The organism is Curtobacterium sp. MCBA15_016, assembly GCF_001865105.1.
GTDB lineage: Bacteria > Actinomycetota > Actinomycetes > Actinomycetales > Microbacteriaceae > Curtobacterium.
Genome location: NZ_MJGR01000034.1, coordinates 283,359 through 294,555, shown reverse-complemented (window position 1 = coordinate 294,555; position 11,197 = coordinate 283,359). Strand labels below are relative to the sequence as shown.

The 11,197-nt window shown below is 71.3% G+C and carries 10 protein-coding genes; 1 reads left to right on the top strand and 9 read right to left on the bottom strand.

Going from position 1 to position 11,197, the window contains the following annotated elements; genetic code table 11:
• Positions 1–6 precede the first annotated feature (6 nt).
• The 3 genes from nusB to BIV03_RS15155 form a co-directional block, all read right to left on the bottom strand.
• Complete coding sequence (gene nusB / locus BIV03_RS15165; RefSeq protein WP_071296270.1) at positions 7–483, bottom strand: transcription antitermination factor NusB; 477 nt, start codon at positions 481–483, stop codon at positions 7–9.
• An 11-nt stretch (positions 484–494) separates the two neighbouring features.
• Positions 495–1,058: an elongation factor P gene (gene efp, locus BIV03_RS15160; RefSeq protein WP_022906721.1), complete on the bottom strand. Its 564-nt coding sequence runs from the start codon at positions 1,056–1,058 to the stop codon at positions 495–497.
• 151 nt (positions 1,059–1,209) lie between these two features.
• On the bottom strand, positions 1,210–2,901 hold the full coding sequence (locus BIV03_RS15155; protein ID WP_071296269.1) for an AarF/ABC1/UbiB kinase family protein: 1,692 nt from the start codon (positions 2,899–2,901) through the stop codon (positions 1,210–1,212).
• Between the two features lie 302 nt (positions 2,902–3,203).
• Here BIV03_RS15155 and BIV03_RS15150 point away from each other — a divergent pair, with 302 nt between their 5' ends.
• The gene (locus BIV03_RS15150) at positions 3,204–3,383 is read left to right on the top strand and encodes a hypothetical protein (RefSeq protein ID WP_071296268.1); all 180 of its coding nucleotides are present in this window, start codon (positions 3,204–3,206) and stop codon (positions 3,381–3,383) included.
• 1 nt (position 3,384) lies between these two features.
• On the opposite strand, the gene aroB is transcribed toward BIV03_RS15150, so the two are convergent.
• From aroB to alaS, 6 genes are all read right to left on the bottom strand, one after another.
• A complete protein-coding gene (aroB, locus tag BIV03_RS15145; RefSeq protein WP_071296267.1) occupies positions 3,385–4,491 on the bottom strand; it encodes a 3-dehydroquinate synthase in 1,107 nt (368 codons plus the stop codon).
• A complete protein-coding gene (locus BIV03_RS15140) occupies positions 4,488–5,075 on the bottom strand; it encodes a shikimate kinase (protein ID WP_302847774.1) in 588 nt (195 codons plus the stop codon). Before BIV03_RS15140 ends, aroB begins: the two co-directional genes overlap by 4 nt.
• Complete coding sequence (gene aroC, locus BIV03_RS15135) at positions 5,072–6,292, bottom strand: chorismate synthase (RefSeq protein ID WP_071296356.1); 1,221 nt, start codon at positions 6,290–6,292, stop codon at positions 5,072–5,074. Before aroC ends, BIV03_RS15140 begins: the two co-directional genes overlap by 4 nt.
• A gap of 45 nt (positions 6,293–6,337) precedes the next feature.
• Positions 6,338–7,984, bottom strand: a complete 1,647-nt coding sequence (gene mltG, locus BIV03_RS15130; RefSeq protein ID WP_254790920.1) for an endolytic transglycosylase MltG — start codon at positions 7,982–7,984, stop codon at positions 6,338–6,340.
• Between the two features lie 100 nt (positions 7,985–8,084).
• Positions 8,085–8,537, bottom strand: a complete 453-nt coding sequence (gene ruvX / locus BIV03_RS15125; RefSeq protein ID WP_092386988.1) for a Holliday junction resolvase RuvX — start codon at positions 8,535–8,537, stop codon at positions 8,085–8,087.
• Positions 8,537–11,194 (bottom strand): alanine--tRNA ligase, encoded by a 2,658-nt coding sequence (gene alaS / locus BIV03_RS15120; RefSeq protein ID WP_071296265.1) that lies wholly within the window; start codon positions 11,192–11,194, stop codon positions 8,537–8,539. The genes ruvX and alaS overlap by 1 nt, the downstream gene beginning before the upstream one ends.
• Between the last annotated feature and the right edge of the window lie 3 nt (positions 11,195–11,197).

Genomic DNA, 11,197 nt, shown 5'->3' with positions numbered 1-11,197 from the left:
TCAACCCTACCGGGACTCCTGGTCCTCTGCGACCGTCCGACCGGACGGTGCACCGCTCGACTTCTCGCCCGGCGCGCGGCCGCCGGCGACGGCCCCGAGCACACCGTTGACGAACCCGGCGGACTCCTCCGTCGAGAGCGACTGGGCCAGCTCGACCGCCTCGGCGATCGCGACCGCGTCGGGGACATCGGGGTTGAACCGGAGCTCCCAGACGCCCATGCGCAGGATGCAGCGGTCGAGCACCGGCATGCGGGCGATCGACCAGCCCTGGGCGTGCTCGACGATCACGGCGTCGATCTCGTGGCGGGCGTCGTCGACACCCGTGACGATCTGGCGGGCGTAGTCCCAGCTGGAGGCACGCTCCGGCTGGTCGAGGTGCCGGACGGTCTCGGTCGCGAGGACGTCCGCGATCGGGAGCTCACGCACCTCGGCCACGTACAGCATGTCGAGGGCGCGCTTGCGGGCCTTCGAACGAGCACTCATACGGGCGTCGCCTAGGAGTTGACGCGGCCGAGGAAGCTGCCGTCGCGCGTGTCGATCTTCACCGTGGTGCCGCTCTCGAGGTAGAGCGGGACCTGGATGCGGTGGCCGGTCGCGATGATCGTCGCGTCCTTCGTGCCACCGGACGAGCGGTCGCCCTGCAGGCCGGGCTCGGTCTCGACCTCGGTCACGATCGACGTCGGGAGCTCGACGTAGAGCGGGTTGCCCTCGTTCATCGCGATGGTGACCATCGCGGACTCGAGCAGGTAGTTCTTCGCGTCGCCGACGACCGTCGCCGAGACCGGGATCTGGTCGTAGGTGTCGGTGTCCATGAACACGTAGGAGTCGCCGTCCTCGTAGAGGAACTGGTAGTCACGGCGGTCGACCGTCGCGGTGTCGATCTTCGCGCCCGCGTTGAAGGTGCGGTCGACGACCTTGCCCGACACGACGTTCTTCAGCTTGGTGCGGACGAACGCGCCGCCCTTGCCCGGCTTGACGTGCTGGAACTCGACGACCGACCAGAGCTGCCCGTCGATGATGAGAACGGCGCCGTTCTTGATGTCAGTGGTACTGGCCATGAGTCTTCGATGTCCCGTTCGATCGTGTTGTGAAGGTCTGCGGACCGCGCTGGGTCCCGGACGAGTGTAGCGGACGGGTCGTGGCGTCCCCGCGCAGTGCGCGCTGCGCCTGCGCCTGCGCCTGCGCCTGCGCCTGCGCCTGCGCCTGCGGTCACTCTCGTCGTCGCGCGCGGATCGCGTCGACCGCTGCCCAGGCGAGCAGCACCACCGCCGCTCCCCCGAGCAACGCTCCGGCCACCCCGGTCGAGATGACCGCCGTCGGCCGGGCCGGCAGCGCGAGGTACACGATCGACAGGATGCCGGCCCCGGCGCCGAGCAGCACGAGCAGCACCCGCCGGACCACCCCGTTCAGCGTCCGTCGGTCCCGCCGGTCCGCGAACAGCCGGATGTTGACCGACAGCTTGCCGGTCTCGATCGCCTCGCCGATGCGGTCCACCCGACGCGGGAGCCGGCGTGCGGCCGTCACCGCGCCGAACAGCTCGCGCACCGCCACGTCCCGGAGCTTGCCCGGTCGCAGCTGGTCGCGGATCTGTTCGGAGGCGAGTCCTCGTGACTCCTCGAGCAGGTCGAACGAGGGGGCGAGCGTGCGCAGCGTCCCCTCGAAGATCGCCAGGGCGCGCGCGGCGGCGACGAAGTCCGGCGGCGCCTTCAACCGGTACCGCCCGAACACCGCGACGGCGTCGTCCACCGTCTCGACGCCGATCCGGGCACCCGGACCGAGCTCGTCCGCGACGAAGCGCGCGATGTCCCGGCGGAAGTCGGGTTCGTCCTGGGCGTCCCGGACCGGTGCCATCCGGAGCACCGCGTCGGCGATCCGCGAGGTGTCGTCCTGGATGTACGCGGCGAGCAGCTCCTGCACGATGTCCCGGAGGCCGGGGTCGAGCCTGCCCACCGATCCGAAGTCGATCAGCGCCGGCCGGCCGTCGGGCAGCAGCAGGACGTTCCCGGGGTGGAGGTCACCGTGGTACACCCCGTCGAACACCACCTGCCGGAGGAACGCACGGAGGATCGACCGCATCGGCTGGTCGAGGTCGCGGTCGCTCCGCTCGGCCCGGATCGCGCTGAGGGTGTCCCCTTCGAGGAACTCCATCACGAGCACGCGCCGACCGGAGAGCTCCGGGTACGGGTCCGGGAAGCGCACCTCGTCGGGGCGGGCGCTCCGGCGCTGGGCAGCCCGCAGTGCCTCGAGGTTCCGGAGCTCCGAGCTGAAGTCGACCTGCCGCACGAGGTCGTCGGCGTACTGCTGGGCCACGTCCTGCACGCCGACCTGACGGGCCTCGACCGACCAGCGCGCCATGAAGCGCACGACACGGAGGGCGATGTCGACGTCGCGGCGGACGGCCTGGTCGATGCCGGGCCGCTGCACCTTGACGGCGACGCTCGTGCCGTCGGCGAGGCGGGCTCGATGGACCTGTGCGATCGACGCCGCGGCCACCGGGACCGGGTCGAAGGCCGCGAAGACCTCGTCCACGGGCGCGCCGAGTTCGCGTTCGAGCAGCGCTGCGACCTCGTCCGCGGGTGCCGGGGACACGTTCCGCTGCAGGTGCGCGAGCCCCTCGGTCCACTCCTCGGGGAGCAGGTCGTCGCGGGTGGAGAGGAGCTGGCCCATCTTCACGAACCCGCCGCCGGCCTCCTCGAGCGCACGGCGGAGGTGCTCGGCCTGGCTGCGGCGGAGGTCCGAGTTCGCCGGGTCGTGCGAGAAGTCCAGGCGCCGGAACGGGACGAGGCCGTGCCGGCGTGCGATCGACAGCAGCTCGGTGAACCGGCGGGCACGGGACCGGACGGTCCCGGGGTCGGTCGCGTCCGGTGTGGACAGGTCGCTCAGGCGTGGCGGGGTGGGCACGGTTCCAGTCTGCTCCCCCGCCCTGCGTGGTCGGTTCCTCCACAGCCTGGAGGCGCGGCTCGCCGTCCCCAGGCGGCCGACGCCCGTCCTGCGGCCGCCTGCACTGCGTCAGGTTGGGATCGATTCACCTGGTCCGTTTCGCAGCACCAGGGTGATCAGACATACGACATTTCGACAACTGTGCTCCGGGGACTCGCCGACCTATCGTGGTGGTCCAAGGCGGACCGGCGGCTCGCAGACCGCGCGTTGCGCCGCCGCGTCCCTCGGAGCAGGCCGACCGTCGACACGAAGGAGCCGGAGTGATGCCGATCTTCAGACGCCTCCCGGATGCGCTCGATCCCGACCGTGACGACGACGCGTACTGGGCATGGGAGAACGGAGCGACCATCGCCGAGTTCCACGAGTGGAAGCGGACGGATGTCCTCACCGTCTCGATGCGGGTGAAGTGGTGGTGGCGACGGACCCGCCGCGTCCTCCGCTGAGCTAGACCCCGACCTCCTGGTAGGCGGTGAAGAGCAGGTGGTCCTCGGGCCCCTCGAGCGTGACCGGCTTGCCGACACCGTCGAGGATGATGAACCGGAGCATGCCGGCGCGGGCCTTCTTGTCACGACGCATCGTGGCGAGGAGCCCCTCCCAGCGACCGATGCCGTAGGTCGTGGGCAGCTCGAGCGACTCGAGGATCGCGCGGTGTCGGTCCACCGTGGCGTCGTCGAGGTGTCCGGTGAGGCGCGCGAGCTCGGCGGCGAAGACCATCCCGACCGCGACGGCCGCTCCGTGTCGCCACTGGTACCGCTCGGCGTGCTCGATGGCGTGCCCGAGGGTGTGCCCGTAGTTCAGGATCTCGCGGCGGCCCTGCTCGGTGAAGTCGTCCGAGACGACCTGCGCCTTGAGTTCGATCGCGAGCTCGACGACGCGGCGGAACTCCGGCGTCGTCGGGTCGGTGACGCGGTCGACGTCGGCCTCGATGATGTCGAGGATCTCCGGGACGGCGATGAAGCCGGCCTTCACGATCTCGGCGAAGCCCGTGAGGATCTCGTTGCGGGGCAGCGTGGCGACGAGGTCGATGTCGGCGACGACCGCGCGGGGCGGGGAGAAGGCGCCGACGAGGTTCTTGCCCTCGTTGGTGTTGATGCCGGTCTTGCCGCCGACGCTCGCGTCCACCATGCCGAGCACGCTCGTGGGGATCGCGACGTACGGCACCCCGCGCAGCCAGGTCGCCGCGACGAACCCGGCGAGGTCGGTCACGGCACCGCCGCCGAGGCCGATGACGGCGTCGGTGCGGGTGAAGTCGGACTGCCCCATGATCTGCCAGCAGAACGCGGCGACCTCGACGCGCTTGGCGCCCTCGGCGTCCGGGACCTCGGCGATGAGGGCCTCGAGGCCGGCGTCGACGAGCAGGTCGCGCAGCGCGTTCGCCCGGGCGCCGAGCGTCGGGGCGTGCACGATGAGGACCTTGGCGACACGGGGGCCGAGGAGCGCCGGCACCGAGCCGAGCAGGCCGTTGCCGACGGCCACGACGTACCCGTCCGCGCCGCCGACGCGGATCTCGGTGGTGCCGTCGGGGAGGACTGACTGGGTCGGGTCGGTCACGCTGTTCCTTCGCTCGTGGGTGCACCGGTGCGGACCGGAGGGGTTCCGTCGCGCAGCCACGCGACGACGTCGTCGACGACGCGCGACATCGGCCGGCGCGAGGTGTCGAACACCGCGTGCGCGAGCTCGGCGTAGGTCGCCGCCCGCGCGTCCATGATCGTCTGCCACGCGTCGATGCCGCCGCTTGCCAGGAGCGGGCGGTCGCTGCCGGCGATCCGGTCGGCGACGGCCTCGGGCGAGACGGTCAACAGGACGATGCGCGCCCCGGCCATGGCCTCGCGCGTGTCGACGTGGGTGACGGCCCCGCCACCGACGGCGATGACGCCCCCGGTCGACAGCGCTGTCCGGACGGCTGCCGCCTCGAGTGCACGGAAGGCGGCCTCACCACGGTCCGCGAAGATCCCGGGGATCGGACCGTGCTCGCGGACGATCACCCGGTCGGTGTCGGTGAACGGGACGCCGAGCGCCTTCGCCACGCGCTTGCCGACGCTGGACTTGCCGGCGCCCATCGGCCCGATGATGACGACCGGGGCTGCGGGACCGGCCGACGGCGACGCCGCCGCCGGCTCGGGTGCGTGCGTCACCAGGCCGAGGAGTGCTCGGCGGCCTCGGTGCTGCGGGTGCGCAGCGTCTCCGGGATCGACGCGAGGTACGCGTCGAGGTTCCGCTTCGTCTCGACGACGTTGTCGCCACCGAACTTCTCGAGCACGGCGTCGGCGAGGACGAGCGCGACCATGGCCTCGGCCACGACACCGGCAGCCGGCACGGCGCAGACGTCGGAGCGCTGGTGGTGCGCCGAGGCGTCCTCACCCGTGGCGACGTCGATGGTGTGCAGCGCGTGCGGGACGGTCGCGATCGGCTTCATGCCGGCGCGGACGCGCAGCACGGTGCCCGTGGACATGCCACCCTCGGTACCGCCCGCGCGGTCGGACGTGCGGTAGATCTCGCCGTCTTCGCGGAAGAGCTCGTCGTGCGCCTCGGACCCGCGGCGGGCAGCGGTCGCGAAGCCGTCGCCGACCTCGACGCCCTTGATCGCCTGGATGCCCATGATCGCCGCGGCCAGACGAGCGTCGAGCCGGCGGTCCCACTGCACGTGCGATCCGAGTCCGGGCGGGACGCCGTAGAACAGCACCTCGACGACGCCGCCGAGGGTGTCGCCGTCCTTCTTCGCGGCTTCGACCTCGGTCACCATGCGAGCGGAGGTCTCGGCGTCGAAGCACCGCAGCTGGTCGTCGTCGAGGCGGTCGACGTCGTCCGGCAGGGGCAGCGCGGTGCCGTCCGGGACGCGGACGGTGCCGACCTGCAGCGTGTGCGCGACCGATCGGATGCCGAGCTCGGCCAGGAAGGACTTCGCGACGGCGCCGAGCGCGACCCGGGCCGCGGTCTCGCGAGCGCTCGCGCGTTCGAGGATCGGGCGGGCCTCGTCGAAGCCGTACTTCTGCATGCCGACGAGGTCGGCGTGGCCCGGACGCGGGCGGGTGAGCGGGGCACTCCGACCACGGGAGAGGTCGGTCTGCTCGACGGGCTCGGGGTTCATGACCTCGACCCACTTCGGCCACTCGGTGTTGCCGATGCGGATCGCGATCGGGCTGCCGAGCGAGTAGCCGTGCCGGACGCCGCCGGAGACGTGCAGTTCGTCCTGCTCGAACTTCATGCGGGAGCCGCGGCCGTAGCCGAGCTTGCGTCGCGCGAGATCGGTACGGATGGACTCGAACGACACCGGGACACCCGCGGGCAGGCCCTCAAGCATCGCGATCAGTTCGGGTCCGTGGGACTCACCAGCAGTCAACCAACGAAGCATGGTGTCCATCTTCCCACAGCCCGGGCCCCGTGCGACGCCGCTCGACTACTGGTAGTCGGGGTGTGCCCGGAGCCACGCCTGGAACTGCGCCACGGCCACCTCGTGCTGGGCGAAGGTGTCCGAGAACACCGTCTCGCCGGTCTCGAGGTTCACCGTCACGAAGTACAACCACTTGCCCTGCGCCATGTTCGTGACGGCCTTGATGGCGATGTCGCCGGGGTTCGAGATCGGTGCCGGCGGCAGGCCGTCGTGCTTGTAGGTGTTGTACTTGTTCGACGCGTCCTCACGCTCGGCGTCGGTCGTCGTCACCCGGTGGGTGTTGCCCGTGCCGTAGGCGACCGTCGCGTCGGACTGCAGCGGCATGTCGATGTCGAGCCGGTTCTGGAACACCCGCGCGACCTTGGGGTAGTCGGCCGCGAGGCCCGCTTCCTTCTGCACGAGCGAGGCGAAGACGATCACGCGCTCCTGGTCGGCCTCGGCCACACCGGCGGCCGAGAGGTGCTCCTTCATCGTGTCGACCATCGACTTGAAGTACTCCGTCGCACTCCAACCCGGGTTGATCGGGTAGGTCGCGGGGAACAGCCAGCCCTCGAGCGTGGTCGTGTTCGCCGGCAGGTCGTACGCGGAGAGGTCCTTCGCCGCGGCGGAGACCTCGGCGGCGGAGAGTCCCGCCTTCGAAACCATGCCGGCCTCGATGTCCTTGAGCGCCGTGCCCTCGGGGATCACGATGGAGGCCTGGACGCGGTTGTCCTTGTCCTGCAGCGCCGCGAGGGCCGCCTTCGAGCTCATCTTCTTCTTGAGCGCGTACGACCCCGGCTGGAACTGGACGTCCGGCGAGGCGAGCAGGAGCTTGTAGAAGACCTTCGAGTCCTTCACGACACCGCTGCGCTGCAGGGTCGCGGCGACGTTCTCGCCGATGTCGCCCTGCTTGATGGTGATCGTCACCTTGCTGGTGCCGTCGCCGGAGTAGTCGTCCGGCTCCTGCGAACCGCTGATGGCGGCGACGAGCTGCTGGACCTTGGGCGCCGCGAAGGAGTACGCGGACACCCCGACCGCGAGGACCACCGCGACGATGACGATGCCCGCGATGAGCGGGCCGCGACGACGCTTCGGACGCGGCTCACGCGGGCCGCGTGGCGACCTGGAGGCGCCCCCACGTCCACCGCGACCGCCGCGTCCACCGTCTCCCGCGCCTCCGGGGCCGTTGCCGGGCTGGTCGGGACCACCTGCGCCGGCACCCGCGTCGGCGGCCGTGGCCGCGCCGGCGTCACCGCCGCGTGCCGCGGCACGCGCGTCGTCGTCGACGTGGAGTTCGCCGGTGAGGAGCGCGTGCACGTCCGGGTGCAGCTCGTCGGGTGACGACGCCACCGGGGCGTCCGCCGCGGCGGCGCGACGGTCGTCGTCGACTCCGCCGAGGTCGGGACGGTCGGTGCTCGACCCGGCCGCGTCGGTGGTGGCCGGGCTCGCGTCCGCGGGGCCCGCTTCGGAGCGTGCCCGCGCGGCTTCGGCGGCGCGTGCTTCGCGTCGGGACATGGGTCGACCGGTCGCGTCCGGGGCGCCGTTGCGCGCACCGGTGGTCTCGCCCGCGTCACCGCGTGCGTCGGGGGTCTCCGCACGGTCGGAAGTCGTCTTCCGCCGCTCGGCGTCGTTGCCGGGCGCGATGATCGCGTTCCAGTCCAGGTCGTCTGCCAACGGTCCTCGGGTCTCTCGGTCGGGAACTCCGCCTGGGCTCGGGGTGCTGGGCGACGGTGTGGCAGCCGCGTTCAGGCGAGCACTGCGGTGGTCCGCAGTTTCAGGGGAGCGTGGCCCCGGGTGGGGCACTGGCCGCACGCTCGTGGTCGAGCGCGTGTTGCAGAATGATAACAGCGGCCGCTTGGTCGATCACGGCGCGGGACTTCTTCGTGTTCTTGCCGGCCTGGTGCAGGCCGCGCTGGGCCGTCACGGTCGAGAGTCGTTCGTCGACCAGGCGCACCGGACGGTGTTCCGCCAGGCGCCCGGCGAACTCCCGGGCGTCCGCCGTGGACGGGGTGTCCCCGCCCGACATCGAGAGCGGCAGCCCGACGACGATCTCGAGGACGTCGTACTCCTCCGCGATCTCGAGGATCCGCCGGACGTCCGTGGCGTCGTGCCGGGCGACGGTCTCGACGGGCGTCGCGAGCAGCCCGTCACGGTCGCACACGGCGACCCCGATCCGGGCGCGGCCGACGTCGACGCCGAGCCGGCGCCCGGAACGGATCGCCACGATCAGGCCGCGAGCCGGTCGGTGACCGCGCGGAGCGCTGCCGGGAGCGCCGACGCGTCGGTGCCACCGCCCTGCGCGAGGTCCGGCTTGCCGCCGCCACCACCACCGAGGACGCCGGCGGCCTCCTTCGCGAGCGGTCCCGCCTGTACACCGGCGGCGCGGGCGGCGTCGTTCGTCGCGACGATGACCACCGGCTTGTCGTTGATGACCGCGCCGAGGACCACCACCGCGGCACCGTCGCCGAGCTGGCTGCGGACACCGGTCGCGAGCGCGCGCAGGTCGTCACCGGACTGCAGGCCTTGGACGGACTCGGCCACGACGGTCGTCGCGCCCACCGTCGTCGCCTGGCGTGCGATCGCCGGGACGCGCTGCTGGAGGTTGGCGGACTCGAACTCGGCGACGCGCTTCTGCGCCGTCCGCAGGTCCTCCATCAGGGACTGCACGCGGGTCGGCAGGTCCTCTCGGGGGGCCTTGAGTGCGCTCGACAGCTGGGACACGATGGTCCGCTCGACGGCGAGGTCGCGGAAGCCCTCGAGCCCGACGAGCGCCTCGACGCGGCGGTTGGTCGAACCGACGCTCGACTCCCCCACGAGGTTGACGAGCCCGACCTGGGCGCTGGACGCCACGTGCGTGCCACCGCAGAGCTCACGGGACCACGGGCCACCGATGTCGACCATGCGGACCTCGGAGCCGTACTTCTCGCCGAACAGCGCCTGCGCGCCGAGCGACTTGGCCTCGTCGAGCGGGAGCACGCGCGTCGAGACCTCGAGGTCGGAGCGGATCGCGTTGTTCACGACCTCCTCGATCTCGGAACGGGTCTCGAGCGAGACCGGCTGCGACCACGAGAAGTCGAGCCGCATGTAGCCCGACTTGTTGTACGAGCCGGCCTGGAGCGCCTCCGGGCCGAGGATGTCGCGCAGTGCGGCGTTCACGAGGTGCGTCGCGGAGTGCGCCTGGGTCGCACCGCGGCGGTACTCGGCGTCGACCACGGTCGTCGCCGGCGCACCGACACCGACCTCGCCCGAGCGCACCTGGACCGTGTGGCTCCACAGACCGGCGACGGGACGCTGGACGTCGAGCACCTCGAGGTCGAAGCCGTTGCCGACGATCGAGCCCTGGTCGGCGTCCTGACCACCGGACTCGGCGTAGAGGGAGGTCTCGCCGAGGACGACCTCGGCGATGTCGCCCGCGACCGCACGGTCGACGCTCACGCCGTCCACGATGATGCCGAGGATGTTCGTCTCGGCCTCGAGCGCGTCGTAGCCGAGGAAGACGGTCTCGCCCTTCGCCCGGAACGCGCTGTAGACGCTGAGGTCGGCGAGTGCGGTCTTCTTGCTCTTGGCGTCCGCCTTCGCCCGCGCCCGCTGCTCGGACATCAGGGTCTCGAACGCGGACCGGTCGACCTGGACGCCGGCTTCCTCAGCCATCTCCATCGTGAGGTCGATCGGGAAGCCGAAGGTGTCGTGCAGGAGGAACGCCGTGTCCCCGCCGATCGAGGGCGCGCCGTCCTGCTTCGCGCGCTCGACCGCGACGTCGAGGATCGTCGTGCCCTGCGCGAGCGTGCGGAGGAAGGTCTCCTCTTCCGCGTAGGCGATGCGCGCGATGCGGTCGTAGTCGCTGCCGACCTCGGGGTAGGCGTCGCGCATGGCGTCGCGGGACGCGGGGAAGAGCCGGGGGAAGGTCGCACCCTCGACGCCGAGCAGGCGCATCGCGCGCACGGTGCGGCGGAGCAGGCGGCGGAGGATGTAGCCGCGGCCCTCGTTCGACGGGGAGACGCCGTCGGCGATGAGCATGAGCGCCGACCGGACGTGGTCCGCGATGACGCGCATGCGGACGTCGTCCTCGTGCACGGCGCCGTACCGACGACCGGAGATCGCCGCCGCCTCGTCGAGGACCGGGCGCACCTGGTCGATCTCGTACATGTTGTCGACGCCCTGCTTGATGAAGGCGACGCGCTCGAGCCCCATGCCGGTGTCGATGTTCTTGTTCGGCAGCTCGCCCGTGATCTCGAAGTCGTACTTCGAACGGACGTCGGCGATCTGGTACTGCATGAACACGAGGTTCCAGATCTCGACGTAACGGTCGTCGTCGGTCGCCGGACCGCCGTCGATGCCGTACTCCGGACCGCGGTCGAAGAAGATCTCGGAGCAGGGGCCCGCCGGCCCGGGCTGCCCGGTCGACCAGTAGTTGGTGTCCTTGCCGAGCCGCTGGATCCGCTCGTCGGGGAGCGAGGAGTGCTGCTTCCAGAAGGCGATCGCCTCGTCGTCGTCCTCGTACACGGTGACCCAGAGGTCGTCGGGCGAGAAGCCGAGCCCACCGTCCGGCTCGGGCGTCGTCAGGAACTGCCAGGCGTACTCGATCGCCTGCTCCTTGAAGTAGTCGCCGAACGAGAAGTTGCCGTTCATCTGGAAGAACGTGCCGTGCCGCGGGGTCTTGCCGACCTCTTCGATGTCGTTCGTGCGGATGCACTTCTGGACACTCGTGGCGCGGGGGTACGGCGCGGGGACGAGCCCGGTCAGGTACGGGATGAACGGCACCATGCCGGCGACCGTGAACAGGAGCGAGGGGTCGTCCGAGACGAGCGAGGCGGACGGGACGACGGTGTGGCCGCGGTCACCGAAGAACTGGAGCCAACGGCGGCGGATCTCTGCGGTCTGCATGGT